15 protein-coding genes and 1 pseudogene are annotated in these 22,573 nt (G+C 67.5%); 7 read left to right on the top strand and 9 right to left on the bottom strand.

Annotated features, from left to right (window positions below):
• Nucleotides 1–7: 7 nt before the first annotated feature.
• From AC3WP6_RS06750 to AC3WP6_RS06740, 3 genes are read right to left on the bottom strand one after another with little or no spacing between them, the layout of a single operon-like run.
• Nucleotides 8–1,459 carry a coniferyl aldehyde dehydrogenase gene (locus AC3WP6_RS06750; RefSeq protein ID WP_492627019.1) on the bottom strand — a complete coding sequence of 484 codons (1,452 nt, stop codon included), beginning with the start codon at nt 1,457–1,459 and terminating at the stop codon, nt 8–10.
• Nucleotides 1,456–3,078, bottom strand: a complete 1,623-nt coding sequence (locus AC3WP6_RS06745; protein ID WP_492627018.1) for a GMC family oxidoreductase — start codon at nt 3,076–3,078, stop codon at nt 1,456–1,458. The genes AC3WP6_RS06750 and AC3WP6_RS06745 overlap by 4 nt, the downstream gene beginning before the upstream one ends.
• Entirely contained in the window at nt 3,078–4,685 is a 1,608-nt protein-coding gene (locus AC3WP6_RS06740) for an FAD-dependent oxidoreductase (protein ID WP_492627017.1), read from the bottom strand. The genes AC3WP6_RS06745 and AC3WP6_RS06740 overlap by 1 nt, the downstream gene beginning before the upstream one ends.
• 74 nt (nt 4,686–4,759) lie before the next feature.
• On the opposite strand from AC3WP6_RS06740, the gene AC3WP6_RS06735 reads away from it, so the two are divergent.
• The 3 genes from AC3WP6_RS06735 to AC3WP6_RS06725 all read left to right on the top strand — a co-directional run bounded on the left by AC3WP6_RS06735 (nt 4,760) and on the right by AC3WP6_RS06725 (nt 10,474).
• Nucleotides 4,760–5,800: an AraC family transcriptional regulator gene (locus AC3WP6_RS06735; protein ID WP_492627016.1), complete on the top strand. Its 1,041-nt coding sequence runs from the start codon at nt 4,760–4,762 to the stop codon at nt 5,798–5,800.
• Nucleotides 5,801–5,866: 66 nt separating this feature from the next.
• Entirely contained in the window at nt 5,867–8,323 is a 2,457-nt protein-coding gene (locus AC3WP6_RS06730; RefSeq protein ID WP_492627015.1) for a DUF3772 domain-containing protein, read from the top strand.
• 192 nt (nt 8,324–8,515) lie between these two features.
• A complete protein-coding gene (locus tag AC3WP6_RS06725) occupies nt 8,516–10,474 on the top strand; it encodes an FTR1 family protein (RefSeq protein WP_492627014.1) in 1,959 nt (652 codons plus the stop codon).
• Between the two features lie 207 nt (nt 10,475–10,681).
• On the opposite strand, the gene AC3WP6_RS06720 is transcribed toward AC3WP6_RS06725, so the two are convergent.
• Both AC3WP6_RS06720 and AC3WP6_RS06715 read right to left on the bottom strand, forming a co-directional pair.
• On the bottom strand, nt 10,682–12,328 hold the full coding sequence (locus AC3WP6_RS06720) for an alpha/beta hydrolase (RefSeq protein ID WP_492627013.1): 1,647 nt from the start codon (nt 12,326–12,328) through the stop codon (nt 10,682–10,684).
• A 144-nt stretch (nt 12,329–12,472) separates the two neighbouring features.
• Nucleotides 12,473–14,119, bottom strand: a complete 1,647-nt coding sequence (locus AC3WP6_RS06715; protein WP_492627012.1) for a serine hydrolase — start codon at nt 14,117–14,119, stop codon at nt 12,473–12,475.
• Between the two features lie 124 nt (nt 14,120–14,243).
• Between AC3WP6_RS06715 and AC3WP6_RS06710 the strand changes: the two genes are divergently transcribed.
• The 4 genes and pseudogenes from AC3WP6_RS06710 to AC3WP6_RS06695 all read left to right on the top strand — a co-directional run bounded on the left by AC3WP6_RS06710 (nt 14,244) and on the right by AC3WP6_RS06695 (nt 16,064).
• Entirely contained in the window at nt 14,244–15,023 is a 780-nt protein-coding gene (locus tag AC3WP6_RS06710; protein ID WP_492627011.1) for a phosphatase PAP2 family protein, read from the top strand.
• A gap of 10 nt (nt 15,024–15,033) precedes the next feature.
• A complete protein-coding gene (locus AC3WP6_RS06705) occupies nt 15,034–15,420 on the top strand; it encodes a guanyl-specific ribonuclease (protein ID WP_492627010.1) in 387 nt (128 codons plus the stop codon).
• Nucleotides 15,417–15,803, top strand: a pseudogene (locus AC3WP6_RS06700) (barstar family protein); the annotation flags it as partial. The gene AC3WP6_RS06705 and the pseudogene AC3WP6_RS06700, both read left to right, overlap by 4 nt.
• A gap of 36 nt (nt 15,804–15,839) precedes the next feature.
• The gene (locus AC3WP6_RS06695) at nt 15,840–16,064 is read left to right on the top strand and encodes an RNA-binding S4 domain-containing protein (RefSeq protein ID WP_492628649.1); all 225 of its coding nucleotides are present in this window, start codon (nt 15,840–15,842) and stop codon (nt 16,062–16,064) included.
• 3 nt (nt 16,065–16,067) lie between these two features.
• Here AC3WP6_RS06695 and AC3WP6_RS06690 read toward each other — a convergent pair whose 3' ends face one another.
• The 4 genes from AC3WP6_RS06690 to bla all read right to left on the bottom strand — a co-directional run bounded on the left by AC3WP6_RS06690 (nt 16,068) and on the right by bla (nt 22,333).
• Entirely contained in the window at nt 16,068–16,886 is an 819-nt protein-coding gene (locus AC3WP6_RS06690) for an arylamine N-acetyltransferase family protein (protein WP_492627009.1), read from the bottom strand.
• 174 nt (nt 16,887–17,060) lie between these two features.
• Nucleotides 17,061–19,832 (bottom strand): putative bifunctional diguanylate cyclase/phosphodiesterase, encoded by a 2,772-nt coding sequence (locus AC3WP6_RS06685; protein ID WP_492627008.1) that lies wholly within the window; start codon nt 19,830–19,832, stop codon nt 17,061–17,063.
• 460 nt (nt 19,833–20,292) lie between these two features.
• Nucleotides 20,293–21,084: an iron-containing redox enzyme family protein gene (locus AC3WP6_RS06680; protein ID WP_492627007.1), complete on the bottom strand. Its 792-nt coding sequence runs from the start codon at nt 21,082–21,084 to the stop codon at nt 20,293–20,295.
• Nucleotides 21,085–21,460: 376 nt separating this feature from the next.
• Nucleotides 21,461–22,333: a class A beta-lactamase gene (gene bla / locus AC3WP6_RS06675; RefSeq protein ID WP_492627006.1), complete on the bottom strand. Its 873-nt coding sequence runs from the start codon at nt 22,331–22,333 to the stop codon at nt 21,461–21,463.
• Nucleotides 22,334–22,573 lie beyond the last annotated feature (240 nt).

Below are 22,573 nucleotides of genomic sequence, written 5' to 3'. Positions count from 1 at the left end.
CACGGCACTACCCTGCCCGCTTCAGCAGGAACGCCAGCAGCTTCTCGGCGCGGCCGCGATACGGCGGCATCAGCAGGTTGAGCGCCCGCCACGGCCCCTGACGAAACACCGGACGCAGCTTGGAAAAGGTGAGGAAACCTTCCTTGCCGTGGTAGTGGCCCATGCCGCTGTGGCCGACGCCGCCGAACGGCAGCGCCGGCGTGCCGATGTGCAGCATGCCGTCGTTGACGGTGACGCCGCCGGAAATCGTGTGCTCCAGGTACCAGCGTTCGAGCGCGCGGTCGCGGGTGTAGAGGTACATCGCCAGCGGGCTGTAGCGCGCGCCGATGTAGGCCACCACTTCGTCGCGATTGCGGTAGGTGCGCACCGGCAGCAGCGGACCGAAGATTTCGCTGCGCATGATCAGCATGTCGTCGTCGACGTCGAGCACCAGCATGGGCGACAGGATGCGTCGCGCGGCATTGCCCGGCTGGTCCGGCAACAGCGGCACCAGGCGCGCACCGCGCGCCCTGGCGTCCTCCAGCAGCAACTGCAGGCGGTCGTACTGGCGCTGGTCGATGATCGCGCTGTAGTCGCCGTTTTCGAGGTTGGGGTAATAGCTGGCCGCCACCGCGCGCGCATGGTCGACGAAGGCATCGACGCTGCCCTCCGGCAGCAGCAGGTAATCGACCGACGTGCACACCTGCCCGGCGTTGAGCAGCTTGGTCCACACGATGCGCCGCGCGGCCTCGCGCAGCGGGTAATCCGGCGCCACGATGCATGGCGACTTGCCGCCCAGCTCCAGCGTGACCGGCGTGAGGTTGGCCGCGCAGTTCGCCATCACCGCGCGCCCGGTCGCCGGCGAGCCGGTGAAGAACAGATGGTCGAACGGCAACTGGGTGAACTGCGGCCCGCGGCCACCGCCGTCCTCGAACAGCGCCAGCTTGTCGGCGGCGAAGTACTGCGGAATGAGGTCCTTGAGCAGCAGCGCCAGCGCGTTGGAGTTTTCCGACATCTTGATCATCACGCGGTTGCCGGCCGCCAGCGCGCAGATCAGCGGCTGGAACGCCATCGCGATCGGAAAATTCCACGGCACCACGATGCCCACCACGCCGACCGGCTGCGGGAACACCCACGCCTTGGCCAGCGGGTACTGGGTGATGTCGAGATGGCGCCGCTGCGGCCGCATCCAGCGCTTGACGCGGCGGATCGCGTCCTTGGCCGCGTCCTGGCATTGCAGGAGTTCGGTCATGCGCGTCTCGAAACGGCTGCGTATGCCGTAGTCGCGGTTGACCGCATCGATCAGCGCGTCGTGGTTTTCCGCCAACAGGCGGTGCAGCGCGTGCAGGTCGGCGCGGCGTGCGGCCAGGCTCGGCTGGCGGTCACGCGCGGCGGCGGCGCGCTGCGCGAGAAAAGCGGTGCGGAATTCGGCCGGAATCGTCTCCGCCGGCGCCGCGGGAAACATGCTGGGTTGATTCATGGCTGGGCCACCTGGGTGATGCCGCGGACGAGGTCAGCGCACTTCTCGGCGATCATGAACGTGGGCGCGTTGGTGTTGCCGCCGGTGATGGTCGGCATGATGGAGGCGTCGGCCACGCGCAGCCCATCGATGCCGTGCACTTTGAGGCCGGCGTCCACCACCGCGCCGGAATCGCCCGCCGGCCCCATGCGACAGGTGCCGACCGGGTGGTATTCGGTATCCGCCGAGTCGCGCAGCACGCGCGCGATGCCGTCCGGGTCGTCGGCGCGGATCGGCGTCAGCATCGCGCCGCGCCACGGCGCCAGCGGCGCCGCGTCCATGATCGGCAGCGCGCGTTGCACGCCGCGCACCAGTTGCGGCAGGTCGCCCGGATGACTGAAATAGCGCGGGTCGATCAGCGGCGCGACGCGCGCATCGCTGCTGGCCAGCCGCACCTGGCCACGGCTGCGCGGGCGCAGCAGGGTCACGTGCAGGCCGACGCCATGGCCCCAGTGCAGCTTGCGGTTGTGGTCGTCGACGATGGCGGAGAGGAACTCCAGTTCGATATCGGGTATCGCCTGCGTCGCATCGCTGCGCAAAAAACCCACGGCTTCGGCGACGTTGCTGGTGATGCAGCCGCGCCGCTCGCGCCGCCATTGGCGGATGCCGCGCCAGATCGCCAGCGCGCCGCCGGGCGACATGCCGAAACCGGCATCCGGCCGCCGCGCACGCCAGTTGAGGCTGGCGGTGATGTGGTCCTGCAGGTTCTGGCCGACGCCGGGCAAGTCCTGCACCACGTCGATGCCATGCTCGCGCAGCGCCGCCGCCGGGCCGATGCCGGAACACATGAGGAGTTGTGGTGAACCATAGGCGCCAGCGCACAGGATCACCTCGCGGCGCGCCGCAAGCACCGCCGGCTGGCCGTCGCGTACCACGTGGATCCCGGTGACACGTCGGCCGTCGAAGGCCAGCCGCAGAGTCGCCGTATTGCTGAAGATCGCGAGATTTCGGCGGCTGCGAATCGGCTCGAGGTATGCACGCGCCGCGCTGCAGCGCTCGCCGCCGCGCATCGTCACCTGCGCCGGCGAGGAGCCTTCCTGCTGCTCGCCGTTGTAGTCGGGCGTGCGCGGCAAACCCGCCGCGGCGCAGGCTTCGACAAACGCGGCGGTACTCGGAAACGGGCTGCGCAACCAGCTCACGCCGAGCGGGCCGCCCTGGCCGTGCCAGGCGTTCGCGCCGAAGCATTCGCTGTCTTCGGTGCGCTTGAAATACGGCAGCACGCTGGCGTAATCCCAGCCGGGGTTGCCGGCTGCGGCCCAGCCGTCGTAGTCGCTGCGATGGCCGCGGCAATAGATCATCGCGTTGATCGCACTGCTGCCGCCCAGCACCCTGCCGCGCGGCTGGAAACCGCGGCGGCCATCCAGCCCCGCCTGCGGCACGGTCTGGTAGCGCAGCACGTGCTTGCCGATTTTCGCCGCCAAGGCAAAACCCATCGGCGCGCGGATCAGGACGCTCTTGTCCTCGCCGCCGGCCTCGACCAGCGCCACGCTCACGCCGGCGTCTTCGCTCAGCCGCGCGGCCACCGCGCAGCCGGCCGAACCGGCGCCCACCACGATGTAGTCGAACCCGTCCATTGCCATCAGCCCCCCTGGTTGATCGCGCGCGCCGCTGCGCGTGCCGTGAGTATGCAGCCTGGCAGGAACGTGCCCTCCAGCGAGCGCTTGCCGCTCGCGCCGCCACCGCCGAAGCCCGCCGCCTCGCCCACCGCGTACAGGCCGGGGATTGGCGCATCTGCCGCATCCAGCACCCGGCTGGACAAATCGGTGCGCAGCCCGCCGAGACTCTTGCGCGTGATGAGCCGGGTGCGGATGGCGATGAACGGCCCCGTGCCGCGTCGGGTGAGGGGTGCCGGCTTGCAGGTGCGCAGGCGATCCGGCCCCCATTGCCGCGCGTGCCGGATCTGGCGCAGTTGCACGTCGTTTTCCAGGCTGGCGCCGCGCGCGAAATTGGCATCGAACGCGGCGACGGTTTGCGTCAGCACGGCGGCATCGACATCGCGCGTGGCGGTCAGTGCATTCATCTTTGCCGCCAGCCCGGCGAGCGTGTCATCGACGAGGAAATCGGCACTCTCGCGCTGCATCTGCCGCAGCAGGCGCGGGTTGCCGAACAGCGTCTCGGCCAGGAAACGCAGGAATTGCCGGTCGCGGATGCGCGCGTTGTGCTCGGCACCGGAGATCGCAAACTCCCTGAGCGCGATGCGCCGGTTCATCAGTTGCCACGTCCACGGCTGTGCCTGCGCCGCAACGCGCTGGCACAACCAGTGGGTGTCGAAGCCGGTCACCAGCGGTTCGGGGCCGATGCGGCGGCCCTGGTGATCGAGCCACAACGCGGATTTCGCCGGAATCAGCGACAGCCCGTGGCCCGGGAACTGCGGCTGCGGGTGGGCGATGCCGGCAGCGTAGTTCCACATCTCGCCGACGTGGGTGAGCTGGCCACCCAACCGGTCGGCCACGAGGTGCGCGAGCGCGCCGTCGGCGAGCGGGTTGGCGCCGTTCAACATCTCGCGCGGGCATGGCCGATCATGCGGCCAGTTGCGCCGCGCCTCGGCATGGCTGCCGTTCAAGCCACCGCTGGCGACCACCACCACCGGCGCGTCGACGCGCGACTCCGCACCGCTGGCCTCATCCACCACCTGCACGCCGGACACCCGCCCCGCGGCGCGTTCGATGCCGACCACGCGGTGCCGATGCAACGTCGTCAACCGCCCGCCATCCGCCGCCCGCAGCGCGTCGATCAGGCGCCGCGTGAGCGCGAGCGAGGTGCCCCAAAGCACGTGGTAGCGCGGCAGCGAGTTGCCCTCACCAACGCGCCCGCGCTCGACCCAGTTGACCGCCGGCAGAAAGCGCAGGCCCATGCCGCTAAGCCAGTCGTACACCTCGGCCCGCGAGCGCTCCACGTAATGTGCAGCCCACGCACGCGGCCAGGCGTCATCCGGCGCCAGCTCGGCAAAACGCAGCCAGTCCGCCAAGGCGCGCTCCGGCGTGTCGGGGATCTTCATGCGCGCCTGTTGCGGCGTGCCGACCAGCGCCATGCCACCGAACGCCCAGCGCGCCAGGCCGCCGAAGCGCTCCGGCGTGTCGCGGTCGACGATCAGCACGCGCCTGCCAGCGCGCAGCGCCTCCAGCGCCACCACGATGCCGGCGATGCCGCCGCCGGCCACCAACAGGTCTGTCTGGGTTGTCGCCATGTCCCCTCCGCATGCCACCAGCCATTGATAGCGCCTTATCATCGCCATGCGATTGACTTTGCAGGCCAACGATCTTGACCACGCCAGCCACGGTGTCGATGAGCTGGGCGAACACCGTGCTCGCCGCGGCCGAGCGCATGGGCGTGACGCGCGCCAAACTGCTGGCACAAGCCGGCATCGACCGTGGCGAGCTGGCGTGCGCGCGCTGGCCGGTGGATCACATCACCCGGCTATGGCACGCGGCGGTGGCCGCCACCGGCGACGCCGGCTTTGGGCTCAAGGCCGGCAGCAGCGTCGGCCCGGCCAACTTCAACGTGGTGAGTGGCCTCGTGCAATCGGCGCCCACCCTGCGGGCAGCGTTGGCGTTGGTGCCGAAATTCCAGCGCCTCATCAGCGACGGCGGCCGCGTGCAGTTCATTGCCGGCGTGCAGGCCGGCTGGATGATCTACCACCCGCGCCAAGGGCAGCTTGCTTTCAGCCCGCAGCAGATCGAAGCGGTGCTGGCCGCCAGTGTGTGCCTGATGCGCTGGGTCAGCGGCAACGATTTCCGACCGCTGCGCGTGCAGTTGAGCCACGCGCGCCTCGGCGCGCTCGCCGGTTATCGCGCGGCGTTTGGTTGTGCGGTGGATTTCGAGCAGGCCTTCAGCGGCGTGCTGTTGGCCAACGCCGTGCTGGATGCGCCACTGCCGCGGGCCGACGCCCGGCTGGCGCGGCTGCATCGCCAGGAGGCGCAGGCGCAGCTTGCCGCCCTGGCCGCGCCGGAGGATCTGGTGACCACGCTGCAAACCTGGATCACGGTGCACCTGCAAGGCGACACCGCCACGCGCCCGCATGCCGCCGCCGCCCTGGGGCTCAGCGAACGCACGTTGGCGCGCCGTCTGCACGCCAAACACACCAGCTTTGCGGCCCTGTACGACGCGGCTCGGCGCGATGCCGCCCTGGCGGCGGTGGCGGCCGGCGACCAGCCGTTGGCCGACATTGCGCTGGCACTGGGTTTTGCCGAACCCAGTCCGTTCTGGCGCGCGTTCAAGCGTTGGACCGGCAGCCCGCCGGAGCGTTGGCAACGGCACGCCTCCCATCAGCCTCCACCGCCGCACACCGGCCGCCGCGGCTGAACGTCAGCGCACGCGAGGGCATCTGCGCGATTGACCCTCCGCAAGCGCGCTTCGATCATGCACAACATGTCCATCGTCTCCCGCCTGCGCGCGCGCGCCGCGCCGCTGCCCGCGTTGTTGCTCATGCTGCTGCTTGGCCTGCCAGCTCCGGCCGCGCTGGCGCGCGTTGATGCCGCCGCCAATGCGCCCGCTCCCACCCCCACGCAAACCCTGCGCCAGCTCGACACGCAACTCGATGGCGTCAAGGCCGCGCTGCAAGCCGCGCCCAAGCACCCGCTCGACAAAGCCGCGCTGGCCGACCTGCGCACGCAAGCGTTGCAAGTACAGGATGCAGCGCGTCAGCTGGCCACCGATCTCGCCCCGCAGATGGCCGCGCTCGACGCCCAGCTCGCCGTGCTCGGTCCGCCGCCGGCCAGTGGTGGTGCACCGGAGACCGCCGCGGTCGCCGCCCAGCGCCGCCAGTTGAACCACCAGCAGGCCGATCTGAACGCGCAGATCGTGCGCGCCAAATCGCTGAACCTCGATGCGCTGCAGGTGGTGGCGCAGATCACCGGCCTGCGTAACGACCAGTTCCAGGAACAGCTCGCCACACGCACCAACACCCCGCTCGCGAGCGCGTTCTGGCATGACCAACGGCAGGCCCTGCCCAACGACCTGGCCCGCCTGCAGCGCCTCGGCGGCCGCTGGAGCGATGCCTGGCAGGCCGCATGGCAACCGCCCAATCGGCGCCCGCTGATCCTGTGCCTGGTTGCCGCCGTACTGCTGCTGCTCGGTGGTCGCTGGACACTGGCGCAGGTATGGCACCGCGTAGTGTTGCGCGTGCTGCCCGATGGCCATTTGCGCCGCAGCGCCACGGTGCTGGCGATGGCGCTGATCACCACGCTGGTGCTCGGCCTGGTCGCGCAGCTCGTGCACCAGGCGGTGAACTGGGGCGATGCGCTCGATGACGACCTGGATGCGATGGCCCGCAGCGCGGTGCACGCCATCAGCTTTGCCGCGCTGATGGCCGGACTCGGCAGCGCCATGCTGGCAGCCAGGCATCCCTCATGGCGTCTGCTGCCGTTGGCCGACGACGTCGCCCGCCGGCTGCACCGCTACCCGTGGTATCTCGGCGGCGCAGCGTTCCTGGTCGGCATCACCGAGCGCATCGTGCGCAGCATCGGCTCCAGCCTGCCGGCCACGGTGCTGCTGCATGCCCTGCTGGCGCTGCTCGTCAGCGCGCTGATTGGCAGCGTGCTGTTGCGCGTGCGCCACGCGCGCCGCCAGCGCGAGGCGCAAGGCGGAAACGAAGTGCGGCGGTCGCTGTGGGTCGGCGCCGCCAGCGCTGCCGCCGCGCTGGGCGTCGTCACCTGCTGGCTGGCGGTATTTACCGGTTTCATCGCGCTGGCGTTTTTCATCGCGGTGCAAATGCTGTGGACCGGGCTGATCGCCGCCAGCCTGTACCTGCTGACCGAGTTGGCGCGCGACGCGTTCGATGCGCTGCTGTCGCCGCACGGGCGCAGCGGCCAGCGGCTGCAGGCGGGCTTCGATCTCGACCCGCAGGCCTTGACGCGAACGGCGTTGGTGCTCACCGGCATCGCCCGCGTGCTGCTGGCATTGGCCGCGCTGGCGCTGGTGCTGGCGCCGTTCGACGCCAACCCCGGCGAGCTGGTGCAACGCACGCTGCAACGCTTCAGCGGACTGAAACTCGGCCAGTTGACGATCGAGCCGGCCACTGTGCTGAGCGCCATCGCGGTGTTCGTGATCGGCCTCATGCTGCTGCGCCTGTTCAAGCGCTGGCTGGGCGAAAGCTTGTTGCCCACCACCCACATGGACGCCGGCATGCGCGAGTCGGTGGTGACCCTGCTCGGCTACCTGGGCGGAGTGCTGGTATTCGCACTGGCGCTGGCCGCGCTCAACGTCAGCCTGCAGAGCATCGCGTGGATCGCCAGCGCGCTCTCGGTCGGCATCGGCTTCGGCCTGCAGGCCATCGTGCAGAACTTCATTTCCGGCCTGATCCTGCTGGTGGAGCGGCCGGTGAAAGTGGGCGACTGGGTCAGCCTGTCGAGCGACGTCGAAGGCGACATCCGCCGGATCAACGTGCGCGCAACGGAGATCCAGTTGTGGGACCGCTCTACCGTGATCGTGCCCAACTCCCAGCTCATCACCCAGAACGTGCGCAACGTGACGCTCGGCGGCGCGCTCGGCCGCGTGCGCTTCTCGTTGCCGCTGCCGCTGGACACCGACCCCGAGCGGGTGCGCACGATCATGCTCGACGCGCTCACGGCAAACCCGGCCACGCTGGATACCCCGGCGCCGGCAGTGCTGTTGGACAAGGTGGAAGTGAGCGCGATGAGCTTCCTCGCCGTTGCCTACGTGCGCAGCCCACGGGAAACCAGTGGCGTGCAAAGCGACATCCTGTTCGACATCCTCGCCCGCCTGCGCGCCGCTGACCTGCCGCTCAGCTCGTCACAAAGCCTGGTAGTCCGCCGGGTGGATGGCGCGCCAGCAAAGCCCGCCGCGGAGCTGCCGACACCGCCTTGAGGCGGCGGCGAAACCAACGCCGTTCGGCTTGCGGCTGGCGCACGGAGCCGCGATTTTCGCGATAGCCGTTGCGTCCGGCACACCCGATGCGCGCCGCCTTTTCCGGCGGCTCCTCGTCGGGGGTGATGCGGGTCGGAAACCCCGGGTGCCGCGCCTCTCGCAGCGCGCCAAATTCACCGCTATCATCTAACAATGATAGTGACTCGCATTTACACCCCTGCCACCCGACTGCTCGCCTTGCTGCTGCTTGCCGCAAGCTTCACCGGGGTTCCCGCCATCGCACAGGACGTGGCAACCACGGTGCCGCAAACCTGGCAGATGCTCGACTACCTCGCCACCGATTACGCTGGCGCGGTGCGGGGTGGCCAGGTCGTCAGCGCTTCCGAATACGCGGAAATGCGTGAGTTTTCGGCCACCGCTGCCCGGCGCATTGCCTCGCTCCCGGCCGGCCCGGAGACCACCGCGCTGAACCACGACGCCACCGCGCTGGTTGCCGCCGTGGATGCAAAAGCCGCACCGGAAGCCATCGCCCGCCAGGCCCATGCCCTCGCTGCCAGCCTGCTCAAGGCCTACCCGGTGCCCACCGCGCCGGAGGAAACGCCCGACCTCGCACACGGCGCGGCGCTGTACCAATCCACCTGCGCAGCCTGTCATGGCGCCACCGGCCACGGCGACGGCGCTGCCGGCAAGGCGCTCGACCCGCCACCGATCGCGTTTACCGACCAGGCCCGCGCCGACCAGCGCAGCGCCCTGTCGCTGTTCGAAGTGATCAGCCAAGGCGTCGCGGGCACGTCGATGACGAGTTACGTCAAGACGCTGTCGCGTGAAGAGCGATGGGATCTCGCCTATTACGTGGGCACGCTTGCCTACGCGAACGAACAGGCCGCCGGGGCCAAGGCGTGGCAGCACGACAATACCGCACGCGCCGAAATCGCCGACCTCAAGGAGTTGTCGCAAGCCCGCGTGGCGCAGCTGGCGCCAGCGCTGGGGGTCGATACCGCACGTGCCATCGTCGGCTACCTGCGCGGGCACCCGGACGCCGTGCAGCAGGCGCTGAGCGGCGTGCCGCTGGCGCGCGGCCGCGTGGCCGCCAGCCTCGCGGCCTATCGGGCCGGCAACAACGCCGAAGCGACGGCACTCGCGCTGTCCGCGTATCTGGATGGCATCGAGCCGGTCGAGCCGCAATTGACCGATCGTGATGCGGCGCTGCGTTCGCGCATTGAAACCGCGATGGGCGCCTACCGCACCGCGCTTGCGCGCAAGGCACCGGCAACGGAAATCGTGACCCAGGCGCAGACCATCGACGTGCTGCTCGCGCAGGCCCAGGACGTGCTGAGCGGAAACAACGACCCCACCGCCACGTTCCTCGGCGCGTTCACCATCTTGGTGCGCGAAGGTCTGGAGGCGCTGCTCGTCATCGTCGCGATGCTTGCTTTCCTGCGCAAGGCCGGACGCGCACGCGCGGTCCGCTACGTGCACACCGGTTGGGTACTGGCGCTGGTCTCCGGCGGCATCACCTGGGCCATCGCGCGCTACTTCATCACCATCAGCGGCGCCGGACGCGAACTGACCGAGGGGCTGTCGTCACTGTTCGCCGCACTGGTGCTGCTCTCGGTGGGGTTGTGGATGCACCAGAAGAGCATTGGCGGCCGCTGGCAGGCCTACCTCAAGACCAAAATGACCGCCGCCGCCGAACACGGCTCGGCGTGGTTCCTGTTCGGGCTGGCGTTCATTTCGGTCTACCGCGAGGTATTCGAAACCATTCTGTTCTATGCCGCGTTGTGGAACGAAGGCCAGGAGATCTGGATCGTCGGCGGCATCGTTTCCGGCGGTGCGGTGCTGGCGCTGATCGCGTGGATACTGTTGCGCACCAGCCGGCGATTGCCGATCGGCACGTTCTTCTCCGCCAGCTCGTTCCTGATTGCGATCCTCGCCTTTGTGCTGACCGGCAAGGGCATCGCCGCGCTGCAGGAGGCCGGCTGGCTGGGCGTCACGGTGGCCCCAGTGCCGCGCATCGAATTGCTCGGCATCTTCCCGACCTGGCAATCGGTGTCGGCACAGCTCACGATCCTGGTACTGCTGGTTGCCGGTTTCACCTTCAACATGCTGCGCGGCAAGGCCGCCCGGATCCGATCCGACGCCCGCGCCTGACTGGCGGCAGGATAAACAAAGGCCGGCTTGCGCCGGCCTCCGTCACGCAACCCACCATGTCGACTACGACGTGCCGGCGATACCTTTATCTTCAGACTCCTACCTGCACGATGGTGGTTGGGGTGATGCTGGTACGAACACGCGGTACCGGCGGCGCGCCGATCGCGCAAAACCATGTCCGTGCCAGCCGGCCCCCACGAGCCCGGCTCAGTGCGATACCGGCGGCTTCAACGCCGCGTGCGGGCGTGCCACCGCATACATCTGCCAGGTGATCTGCTTGAGCAAGCCCTGCCGGTCGTCGCCGATGCGGTACAGGTCGAAGTGGCTGCGGTCCGGGAGAAAGCGGATGTCGGACTTTGCGCCCAGGCTGTCCAGCACCGCCTTGAGCCGGTGCGCGGCGCCATCCAGGTAAAACGTGTCGGCAGTGCCCACGTAGAGGTGGATCTTGCCGTCGAGATCCGGCTTGAGCGCTGGCCAATGCTGCCTGAGGCGATACGCGATGTCGTAATGCTCGCGCCAGTACGCCACCACCATCGGATCGACCTCGCCGGTATCTCGGTTGAACATGGGCTGCGGCCGACCATCCTTGCCCTTGGGCGAGAACACCCACTCGAACGAGGCCAGCTGCCCGCCATACGGCCCGAACACGCGCTCGAGCTGGGCAAACTGCTGGAACGTGGCCAGCACCTTGTCGCGGTCGCGCACCAGCGGATACAGCGTGCCGTCAGGCTGGTGGAAGACGTTGGCGTGCGGCGCGTACAGGTCCACGCCGGTGAAGTCGTGGAAATCGCTGGGATCGGGCGAGGTGGACCAGGTGCCGCCGAAGATCCTCGGATAACGCGTCTGCAGCCACAGCGTGGCCCAGCCGCCGGAGGAGTGGCCCTGCAGGAAGCGGCCGCTCGGCCTGGCGTCCATGCGGTAGGTCTTCTCCAGCTGCGGAATCAGCTCGGTGGTAAGCGCGGTGCCCCACGGCCCGTTGTTCACCGAGTCGGCAAACTCGGTGGTACCGGTCGGGCTGGACTGGTCGAGGAACACCCAGATCATCGGCGGCATCTGCTGCTCCACCGTGGCGCCGTAGACCATCGCGGCGCTGCCGGCCAGCGTGTCGGAGTCGCCGCCATAGCCATGGGTGAAGTACACCGTGGGATAGGTGATGCCGGCCTTGGCGTCGTAACCCGGCGGCAGCAGCACCCAGCCGCGCAGATGGATGGGGCGGCCCCAGAACGCGCTCAGCACCGGGCTGACAAAGTCGATGGCGTGCGCATGCTGGCGCGCCTCATCGAGGTGCTTGAGCGTCGTCTCGCTCATGTAGCGCTTCGGGATGTCCCACGCCGTGCGCTCCGGCAGCGTCTCCGTGAGCGTCAGCCCGGGTATGGCGGCCGTCGGTAGATGCAGCTTCACGACCTTGCTCACCAGGTCGCCGCCGTGGCGGCCGTGGTAGTTGTAGTCGTGGTGCACGTCCAGTACGACCTGCACGTAATAGTCGCCCGGTGTCAGCTGCGACCAGCCCTGCGGAAACGCGGTCTGGTCGGCGTCGATGTCGACCACCTGCCCCGGCACGAGTCGGCTCACTTCGCGCGCGGCCACCGCGGTCTGGCTGGGGAAGAACGGATTGGCATCCACCTTCTCCACCTTGCCGTTGCCATGTTGCCTCGCGGCTGCCTCGGCGTCCCGCGCCGCGGTGGCAAACAGAAGCAGGCGGCCGGATACCGGCTGTGTCTCGGCACCGCCCAGTTGCACGTGGAAAAAGCGATGTGCCGGCGCGACTGGCGCAACGTCGCGCGCAAATGTACCGGCAGAAAACAGCAAGCCGCAGCCGATCAGTGCGGCGACAACGGGACGACTCGAACGCATGGTGGTTCCTCTTTGGTCGGCGGTTTCGTTTTTCCTCCCGCTTGCGGGAGAGCCCTGCCGTGGGTCGGGATTCATCCCGGCTGTTTTGGCGTGGGTCGGGTTGAAGTCCAACCCACGCCAGTCATTCGCGCCAAGGCATCCGTCTCAATCCTGCTTCCCGGCAGCCTTCACCGGCACCGGACGCAGATCCTGGAAGTCGAAACTGAAATCGGTAAGCGGCGAGATCGGCTTGATGCGCATCTCGCGCACATGGCCGTCGGCGTCGAGCGCAAAGTTGACGAAGGCGTCGGCGTTGAGCGAACGGTCGTCCCAGCGCACGATGAACGTGTCGTGCTGCCATGGCGTCATGCTGCCCACCAGTTGCTTGGTGTGCGCAAAGCGCAGGCGCAGCTTGCCGTTCTGCAACGCCACGTCGAGGTCGCCGTACCACGGGTCGCGGTAGGTGCCGGCGTACCCTGCGAGCGGCAGCGAGGGTTTCGCGTTCTTGTCGCGCGCGGCCTCATGTCTGGCCCAGCTGGCGTCGGCGTCGGCGTCGGATTTGGCCACCGCCTTGGCGTATGCCGCGACCCAGTCGGTCTTGTGCGCAGCGTCGAGGTAGGCGTCGAGCACGCGATAGGTGATGGCGTTGAACGCGGCGCCGGATTGCTGGTTGGTCAGCACGACGACGCCGAGATCACTGCCCGGCACCAGGGTCAGGCGCGACACGAAACCCGGCCAGCCGCCGGTGTGCCAGGCGAGCTTTTGGCCGTGGTAATCGGACAGGAGCCAGCCCTCGCCGTAACCGGAGAACTGCGGCGTCAGCGACGCCAGCTCGGGGTTCTTCGAACGGCGCACCGGAATCGGCGTCAGCATCGACCACATCGCCGCATGCGCCTTTTCGGAGAACAGCTGCTTGCCATCCGGCAGCTTGCCGCTGGCGAGCTGCACGTTCATCCATTTCGCCAGGTCGTCCACGCTGGCATAGATGCCGCCGGCGCCAGGGTCGTTGAGCCAGGCCATCGGCGGCACCGGCTTGACGTCCTTGAAGTTGTACGGCGCGTGGCCGGTGGCCACGTCCATTCCGGGGCGAATGCCGGTCATGTCGATGAGCGCACTCGTCATGCCCACCGGTTTGAAAATGCGGTTGCGGATGAAATCCGCGTAGCTCTCGCCGGACACTTGCTCGATCACCCGCGTGGCCACGGCAAACAGGATGTTGTCGTAGGCGTAGTGGGCGCGGAAGCTGTTCTTGATCGGCACCTTGGCGAGGCGTTTCACCACGTCCTGCGTGGTGTAGTCCGTCGGCGGCCAATACAGCAGATCGCCCGCGCCAAGGCTGAGCCCGCTGCGGTGTGCAAGCAGGTCGCGCACGCGCATTTCATGGGTGACATAAGGGTCGCTCATGCGAAAGCCCGGCAGGTAGTCGACCACCCGCCCGTCCATGTCGAGCTTGCCCTCGTCGGCCAGCATCTCGAGCGCCGCCGCGGTGAACGCCTTGGTATTGGAGGCGATCGCGAACAGCGTGTCCGCATCCACCCTGGCCGACGCTCCCAGCTCGCGCACGCCATACCCCTTGGCCAGCACCACCTTGCCATCCTTGACGATGGCAACCGCAATGCCCGGCACCTTGAAGGTCTTCAGCACATCGGCCACATAGGCGTCGAAATCCGCCAGCTGCGCCGGCAACGCAGCTGCCGTGGCGGCGGCCGCCGGAGGCGCCGAAGCGCTTGCCGGCACCTGGGCCAGCGCAGCGGTACTGACCAGCAAGGCGCAGCAAATCGCCAGGCGCAGGGAAAGCGGGCGCTTCGACATCATCAGCTCCAACGGCAATGGGTTGCCGCACTATCAACGCAAAATGTCGCGGCGGCCACGGCTGGAAGTCACACCCCGCATGCGGCAAGCTGCACGTTCTCAATGGACGCAATGGATCGGCCCGATGGAAGCGCTCGCCCTATGGATCAGCAACTACGCCATCGCGTTGTGGGCACTGGTGTTGATCGTTGCGCTGGTGTGCGGCGACTTCCTCTGGCGACGAGCGCGTCGGCACCGCCTGGCCACCACCGGCAAGCGCGATTACCTCGCGCTGGAACCAGGCACTGCCGCCGCGTTGCTGGCAGTGTTTGGCGGCGTGTTTGGGCTGCTGTTCTGGGCGGTATGGACGCACAGCGCGTTGACCCGCTTCGATGCGGCACTCGCGCTCGACCTGCACCACAACCTGTCACCGGAGGTGTTGCAGGGCGTGGTCGTCTTCACCTGGCTGGGCGACCCCCAGCTGGTGACGGTCTCGGCGCTGATCGTCGCCCTCCTGCTCGCGCTGCGCCGGCAATGGCGGCTGTTCATTCCATGGGGCGTGGGCCTGGGCGGCATGGTCGCCAGCAACGACGTGGTGAAACGTTTCATGCAGCGCGCGCGGCCGTTCAACGGCCATGGGTTCATTACCGAAACCGGGTTCAGTTTTCCCAGTGGCCACGCCGCCGGGTCGCTGGTGTTTTTCGGCTTGCTGGCTTACCTGCTGCTGCGCCAGTGCCTGCCCCGCCACCACCGCGACACAGTGGCCGTCGCGGTGGCGCTGGTGACGCTGATTGGCTTCAGCCGGGTGATGCTGCAGGTGCACTACCTCTCCGACGTGCTGGCCGGCTACGCGCTCGGTGCATGCTGGCTGGTGATTGCCATGGCGCTCGCCGAACAGTTGCGGCGCGGCGCACCCACTTCCTGAGGGCACCATCGTGCGCAGCGTGAAACCCTGGTTGGTAGTGGCGGCGCTGGCGCTGGCCTTCTTCTGGCAACACCATGCGCCACCGGCCCCTGCAGACCATCCACCGGCCGTCGCCGCCACGCCCGGCGCAAGCCTGCCACCCGAGGTCGCGGCGACGCTGGCGCTGATCGCGCGCGGTGGGCCGTACCCGTATCGCCAGGATGGCGTGGTGTTTGGCAACTACGAGCACCGCTTGCCGCTGGCACCGCGCGGCTACTACCACGAGTACACGGTGCCGACGCCGGGCGCGCACAACCGCGGCGCCCGGCGCATCATCACCGGCGGTACGCCGCCGACCGACTACTGGTACACGCCCGACCACTACCGCAGCTTTCAGCAGCTGACCGTACTCCGATGAACGCGCAAGCCCACGACCCCGACCTCACGCGCCCCGCCTTGAGCGGCGTGTATTACGTCGGCGACGCCGATCTCGACCGCCTGGCCGCCACTGCCCGACACGAACAGCTTGCCGTGTGCCGCATCGACCTTGCCGGCTGCGTCGACCGGGCCGGGCTGTTTCGGCGCATCGTGGCCGCGCTGCCGTTGCCGGCGGATTTCGGCGACAACTGGGACGCACTCGCCGATTGCCTGCGCGACTTTACGTGGCTGCCGGCGTGGGGCCACGTGCTGCTGTTTGCGCATGCCGCCGAGCTACGCGAGCACGACGGCGCCAGCTTCGAGGTGTTGCTTGGCGTATTGGATGACGCGGCCACCTTTGCCGCCGATGGCGACCACCCTTGCTTTGCTTTCCTTGCCCTGCCGGAAACCGACCCCAGCATGCCCGTTGAAACCGTTTCGTTCGTCCTCGACCGCGAGTTCGTCAAACTCGACAACCTGCTCAAGCTGACCGGTGTTGCCGACAGCGGCGGCGCCGGCAAGCAGCTGGTGGCCAGTGGCGCGGTGCGTGTGGATGGTGTGGTGGAGCTGCGCAAGACCTGCAAGATCCACGCGGGCCAGAGCGTGCGCGTGGGCGACGTGCTGATCCGCGTCAGCGGCGCCTGAAGCTCACTCAGGCGGCAAGGCGTCGATGCGGCGCGCCAGCGCTGCCGGCTCCGGCACGCGAATGCGGAAGGCATCGGCCAACACGGCGCACACTTCGGCGCCATCGCGCAGCGCGTGGCGTTCCGGGTCCCGGCCCGGATGACGCACGTGGAATTCGCGGTCGCGCAGGGTGAGCCGGCGATCGCCATCGACGCGCGAGGCAATCACGTGCTGCACGAACTTCGACGCCGGCCAGGTCGACACGTAATGGTTCGCCACCACGTAGTCGATTTCCGGATGCGGTTCGGGCGCGAAGCGATACAACGTGTGCCAGGCGCCGCACAGGTCAGCCTGCATGCGCCACTCGGCGTCGTGGCGCACCAGCCGGAATGCCTCCAGCGCCGTGGATTGGGGTACGTCCGCCACCATTCGCAGCGCGCCGAGCAGGGTCATGCTGCCAAAGCCGACGTCGGCCAGCCACGCATCACCGCCAGCGTCAACGCGCAGCAGCATGTGCGTCTCCGCCGTGCTGGCGTCCTCCGGTTGCCGCCACAAGACGCGCGCGATGAGGCCATCGACGTGAAAGCCGATGGCACGCAGCGCCGCGGCAAACAGGTGGTTGTGCTCGAAGCAGTAGCCGCCGCGCCCGGCGCCCACCAGCTTGGCCTCGATGGCGGCCAGCTCGAGCCGCACCGGGTGCCCCAGGAAAGGATCGAGGTTCTCGAATGCGATCGCGTTGGCATGGGCTGTCGCCAGCGCCGTCAACGTGGGGACATCAGCACGCGGGGCAGCGGTGTAACCAATACGCCGCAAATACGCGGCCAGATCAATCTGGACGGTCATGTCGCCACGGTAGCACCGCGTCGGCAGAACCCCACACCGATCGGCGCGAAGGCTGCCTGCTTGCACAAGCGTACCGACAAAGCGCACACGTCACCGCAGCACGTGATGCGAGTCGGACTGCGGCCAGGCGAACTTTTTGGCGAGGCCAAGTCGGGCTGAAGCCCAACCCACAGGCTATGCCCGTTTGTGCGGCACCAGGCGCAGATGTGGCGTGCCACGCCGTACTTGCGGGGTAAGCAGGCACTCGATGGCTGCCGCGGGTTGCGGGCGCGAGTACAAATACCCTTGGCCCTCGTCACACCCAGCGCGGCACAGGAACTCGTGCTGCTCTTCGGTCTCGATGCCTTCGGCGATGGTGCGCAAACCAAGGCTGTGCGCCATGGCGAGAATGGTTTGCGCGATGGCGACGTCGTTGTCTTCCTGCGGCAAACCCGTCACGAAGGAACGGTCGATCTTGAGCGTGGTCACCGAGGGCAGCTTGAGATAGGCCATCGACGCGTAACCGGTACCAAAGTCGTCGATCGCAACTTCGACGCCAAGCGCGTGCAGCGCTTTCATCGTGCGCTCGGTCTCGTCGCCCATGCGCAACATGGTGCCTTCGGTGATTTCCAGCGCCAGCCGCCCCGGCTCGATGGCGTACTGCTGCAGCACCTGTTTGAGGTTGGCAATGAAGCCGGGGTGACCAAACGCGCGGCCAGACAAATTGACCGCCACCCGGATCGCCGGCACGTCTGCCTCCTGCCACACGCAAATCTGGCGGCACGCCGCATTCAGCACCCATTCGTCGATGTAACGGATGAGGCCGAGGCTTTCCGCGGCCGGGATGAACTCCGTCGGCGGCAGCTCGCCGCGCTCGGGATGCTGCCAACGCAACAGCGCCTCGACTGCAACCACCCGCCCGCTGCGCAGGTCCACGCTGGGTTGGAACACGAGGTGAAACTCGCCCTCGGCCAGCGCCCGCCGCAACTGCGATACCAGCAGCAAACGCTGGCGTGCATGCGCCTGCATTACCGGCGTGTAATAGCGAAAAGTGTTGCGCTCGGCGTTTTTCGCCACATACATCGCGGCGTCCGCGTTGGCGATCAGCGTGGGGACGTCACCGCCGTCGAGCGGGTAGCCGGCAATGCCGATGCTGGCGCTGAGCGTCAGCTCGCAGTCGTCCACCATGACCGGCTCGGCCAGGCTCGCCAAGAGACGCTGTGCCACCATGCCGGCATCCTCGCGCAGTGCGAGGTGATCGAGCAGCACGGTAAATTCGTCGCCGCCGATGCGACCGGCCAGGTCGCCTTTCCCAAGTTCGCGACCAATGCGCTCGGCCACCCTTTGCAACAGGCGGTCGCCAACCGCGTGGCTGTAGCTGTCATTGACCATCTTGAACGCGTCGAGATCGACAAACAGCACCGCCACCGCGCCACCGTTGCGGGCCGCCGCCGTCAGCGCCTCCTCGCAACGCCGCTCGAACTCGGCGCGGTTGTACAGACCGGTCAGCGGATCGTGCATGGCCAGGTGTTCCAGCCGTTGCCGTCGCGTTTGCTCGTCCCGGATATCGCTGAACACCGCCACGTAATGCAGCACCTCGTGTTGCGCGCTGCGGATGGCACTGATGCTGAGCTGCGCCGGGTACGTGCTGCCATCGGCACGACGGCCAACCACTTGCCCGCTCCAGTGCTGCGGCCCGAAGCCGCCTGGCCACGCCGCCTCGGGCAAGGCGGCTCCGTCTGGTAGACGATGCAACTCATCGAGTGAGTGGCCCCGCACGTCTGCCGACGCAAAACCGGTGATTTCGCCATGGGCGGCATTCACCGACACCACGCGGTGCTTGGCGTCCGCAATCACGACGCCTTCGGCAATACCCGCCAATGCTTCTGCCGCCACGCGCCGCTCGTGTTCCAGTGCAAGGCGCTCGGAGATATCGCGCATGATGATCTGGCGCACGCGGCGATATCCCCACACCGCGTGGCTGACCTGCATTTCGACCGGACGCTGGCCACCGTCACTGGCCACCAGCGTCGCCAGCAGCGACGGCCCCACGCATTGACTCGACTCGGGTTGCAGCAATGCATCGAATGGCGTGCCCGGCAGCTCCTCCGGCGGGCGTCCAACCCACGCGGCCATGAGCTGATTGGTTTCGAGAATGCTGCCGCTGGCCTCGTCCACCATCGCGATGGCGACAGCAGCACTGTCGAACAGCAGCCGATAGCGCGCCTCGCTGCCGCGGATACGGTGCAGCACGCGCCGTGCCATGCCCAACCAAAGCGCAGCCACGCCGAGCAACCCCAGCAGCACAGCCACAAACAGCAGTCGTGCCAGCAGCACCGCGCCATTCACCACTTCGTACGCAAACCGGCTGCTGCGCGGAGCGATGTCGCGATTGAGTTGCGCGATGCGCGCACGCTGGGCCGTAATGAATGCTGCCGTCGGTTGACCAACGGCATACGCACGTTGCAGCGTGGTCGACATGTCCTTGAACTCGTCGATCATCGGATCAGTCGAACGCCACATCTCAATCGCCGCGGTGATATAGGGCGCTTGCGAAAGGTGCCGCAACGTAAAAGACATACCAGACACCGCATCTGGCACCATGCTGCTGCGCGCCAACGCCGCACGCACGCGATCATCGTCAGCTTGTCCGGCAATGATCGCCTCGCGCGCCCAACGATCCACCTCGATCACGGCAAGTTCATGACGGAATGCCGCCAGATCCGCGGCGTTGCCGCGCGCGGCATAGGCGTCCAGGTCGATCACAGCCTGCTTTTGCGCCTTCGACCACAGGCTCTCGGCGTTCAAGAACCCGGCCAGCGTCAGCTGCACCTGGAAGGCGGCCCCAGCCAAGGCCAGCACCAGTACCACCACGGCCGCAAAACCCCAAACGAGCGGCAGCAATCGACGCCACAAGGGCTGTCGCAGGCTGTCGGCAAAATGCACGACCGAATTCTTTCTAGCCATTGGCGCTTTCCTGTCCGCGCTTGTCGCAATGTCGGCAAGCGATCCGGAGGCCCACATCACCCTCGCTACGCGCGACCACACGCCCGCCATCGTTGCCTTGGTTCGTGTATCGACCCGTGCGCAATGGACTTGAATAAACCGACGCCGTGCACGCGGCAAAGATGGTCGAGCAGAAACCGTGCCAATAAGCCAGTCAGGCGCATCGCAACCGCGGCGTCAGCGTCGGCCACCGCACCATTCGGGTAGCATGCCACAGCGGTCTGCAGGTCGGCGAAACCCGCCACCGCGAATCCATCAAGGCTAAAGCCGTCGCAAAGAGGCCTCGCCTCACCCCGCCGATCCAGCTACTCGCACACATACGCACAGCCAACAACCTCACCCATGCGTTACAAGAGTGAATGTTCTGTCAACGATAGCCGCATCCGGCGGGCTGGGCAGCCCGCCGGATGCGTCGTGTACCCTACGCGAGGGTCGCCAAACTGGCGCCGCGTTGGACATCCCGCGTCACATGTTGCCGACGTACGCAACGGTCACCGAACAGCGCCATGCAACGATAGCTGCGCTCGATACATTCACCGAGATGAGCCACCTCGGCAACGGATGGATTCATGCCAAGCAGCGCGCAGACGATTTCCAACGCCTCCCACGGATGGGTGTCATCATAGGCCGCGTGCATCTTCAACCAGCGCAGGCTGGCTGCACGGGTCTCCGGTGCAAAGCTGTCGCAATAAACGGCACTGTCGTTAATCGTCCGCGCCCAGTCGCCGGTAGCACCTTCGATAGCGTAGTTGGCCGCAGCCAGGCCCGCTGCAAGCGAACCGTCGGTTGAAATCTCCTCACCCCAGCGGTACAGCCCGTCAGTGCCAGCCGGCGCCGGGTGGTGCAGCAGCTCGTCACGAGCAACGCCGGCACCTTCGGCCCAGTTGAGCCAGTACTCGGCGTGGTTTTGCTCCACCCGGATATTGCGCACCAGCCATCGCCGAGCCATGTCGTCGCCTTCGCTGCGACCGTAGCGCGTCTTCAGCAAACTCAGCGCCATGAAACTTGGAAAACGCTCAATAAACGGCCACAGGCCTGCAAAGAAATCGTGGCTACCAGCAGCATCCAGCTGAAGCGTAGTCATTCGCCACAGGATTTCGTGCTCAGTCACTTGCCGCCGTACCGGCTCACACGCGGCAACCATGTCTTGCGCCCACTGTGGGTAACTGCGCAAATCCTTGAGCGGGCCAGTACGTTCAAATCGGGTATACATGAGAAACTCCTCGGACAGAAAAGGGATTTAGACTGCAATGGCGAGTCGTTGCTAAGACTCGCGAGCCGAGCATAAAGCCGAGGGTGATCCGCGGACGCGGCTTGTCGCACCGCCAGTCTGCACTGGAAGATGTGCGCGTCGTTGTTTTCGGGAAACGCGTTATGCGCCGCACGCGCCGAAGATGATTTGCCGCAAATCGAGGTTCGTTACCTCGCCGCGTCGGGCTGGGCGGCGGGTAACGAAAACGGCCACCGGGCAACCACGCATTTCGCCGACGAAGCCGGGTGCAGCGCCGGCGGTAATCCGCACATGGGTAACTTCGGTCGGGCGTGTGACAGAATCACGTCGCGGGACTTATTGCCCCGACGGAAGAAATTCACCACGCCGCAGCGATGCGCCCCACGGCGGCAAATACGGGATCGGGCGAGTCCGCGCCAAGGTCCGGGTTGACGTAGTACGCCGCCACCAGCAGCGGCTTGCGGTGCGGCGGCCAGAGGATCGCCACGTCCCCACTCTCGCCATGCGGGCCGGTGCCCGTCTTGTCGCCCGCAATCCAGTCGTGCGGCACCCCGGCGCGCAAACGGCCGCGCCCGGTGGAGGCGGCGCGCAGCCAGGTCGCCAGCTGCGCGCGCGAGGCCGCGGACAGGGCATCGCCCAGCAATAGCGCGTGCAGGCTGCCGAGCATCGCATTCGGCGTGGTGGTGTCGCGCAAGTCGCCCGGTGCGCCCTGGTTGAGTTCGGGCTCGAACCGGTCGAGTCGCGTGAGCCGGTCGCCCAGCTTGCGCGCAAACGCGGTCACCGCGTGCGGCCCGCCCAGGCTTGTCAGCAGCAGGTTGTCCGCCGTGTTGTCGCTCACCGTGATCGCCGCCGCGCACAGCTCGCCAACGCTGAGCCCAGGTGCGCCCACATGCTTGCTGGTTACCGGCGCCCACGCCAACAGCGCATCGCGGCCGAAAATCATGCGCCGATCCAGCTGCTCGCGCCCTGCATCCACGCGCGCCAGCACGGCGCCTACGGTGAGCACCTTGTGCGTGCTGCACATGAGGAAGCGCTCGTCGGCGCGGTAACCGACGCGGCGCGTGCCTGCGACATCGAGAATGGCGACGCCCAGGCGTCCGCCATGCCGGTGTTCCAGCTCGGCCAACTGCGCTTGCGCAGCCGGCTCGGCGTCCGGGTGCGCGCGGACCGGACGAATGACCAGCGCGGCAACGCCCCACACGGCAGTCTTCAGCAAGCTGCGTCGATCCATGAAGGTTCCCTCTCGGGCAAGGTGTTCGAGGCGAGCATGGTGCCTGAACCCGCGGGCGGCGCGCGTGGCCGCCCGGTGGCGAGAACATGACAACGGTTGGACGCTGCGTCCGTGCGGCCGAGGATGAACCGCACCTGCGTCGGCGCTGAACATCGCCCAACCCGCGACCGGCAAATTGCGACCTGCGGGCCGCACGACGCGTTATATCAATGGACGACACCACGAGCGGGAGAAGTCGCC

It is taken from the genome of Rhodanobacter sp. FW106-HT46G03 (genome assembly GCF_058789895.1).
Note: the sequence above shows the minus strand (reverse complement) of the source record. Positions and strands in the feature narration are given on the sequence as shown.

What these genes read in the sequence shown, in the direction of transcription:
- AC3WP6_RS06750 (WP_492627019.1), bottom strand. Translation starts at nt 1,459, where the DNA reads ATGAATCAACCCAGCATGTTTCCCGCGGCGCCGGCGGAGACGATTCCG.
- AC3WP6_RS06745 (WP_492627018.1), bottom strand. Translation starts at nt 3,078, where the DNA reads ATGGCAATGGACGGGTTCGACTACATCGTGGTGGGCGCCGGTTCGGCC.
- AC3WP6_RS06740 (WP_492627017.1), bottom strand. Translation starts at nt 4,685, where the DNA reads ATGGCGACAACCCAGACAGACCTGTTGGTGGCCGGCGGCGGCATCGCC.
- AC3WP6_RS06730 (WP_492627015.1), top strand. Translation starts at nt 5,867, where the DNA reads ATGTCCATCGTCTCCCGCCTGCGCGCGCGCGCCGCGCCGCTGCCCGCG.
- AC3WP6_RS06725 (WP_492627014.1), top strand. Translation starts at nt 8,516, where the DNA reads ATGATAGTGACTCGCATTTACACCCCTGCCACCCGACTGCTCGCCTTG.
- AC3WP6_RS06720 (WP_492627013.1), bottom strand. Translation starts at nt 12,328, where the DNA reads ATGCGTTCGAGTCGTCCCGTTGTCGCCGCACTGATCGGCTGCGGCTTG.
- AC3WP6_RS06715 (WP_492627012.1), bottom strand. Translation starts at nt 14,119, where the DNA reads ATGTCGAAGCGCCCGCTTTCCCTGCGCCTGGCGATTTGCTGCGCCTTG.
- AC3WP6_RS06710 (WP_492627011.1), top strand. Translation starts at nt 14,244, where the DNA reads ATGGAAGCGCTCGCCCTATGGATCAGCAACTACGCCATCGCGTTGTGG.
- AC3WP6_RS06695 (WP_492628649.1), top strand. Translation starts at nt 15,840, where the DNA reads ATGCCCGTTGAAACCGTTTCGTTCGTCCTCGACCGCGAGTTCGTCAAA.
- AC3WP6_RS06690 (WP_492627009.1), bottom strand. Translation starts at nt 16,886, where the DNA reads ATGACCGTCCAGATTGATCTGGCCGCGTATTTGCGGCGTATTGGTTAC.
- AC3WP6_RS06685 (WP_492627008.1), bottom strand. Translation starts at nt 19,832, where the DNA reads ATGGCTAGAAAGAATTCGGTCGTGCATTTTGCCGACAGCCTGCGACAG.
- AC3WP6_RS06680 (WP_492627007.1), bottom strand. Translation starts at nt 21,084, where the DNA reads ATGTATACCCGATTTGAACGTACTGGCCCGCTCAAGGATTTGCGCAGT.
- bla (WP_492627006.1), bottom strand. Translation starts at nt 22,333, where the DNA reads ATGGATCGACGCAGCTTGCTGAAGACTGCCGTGTGGGGCGTTGCCGCG.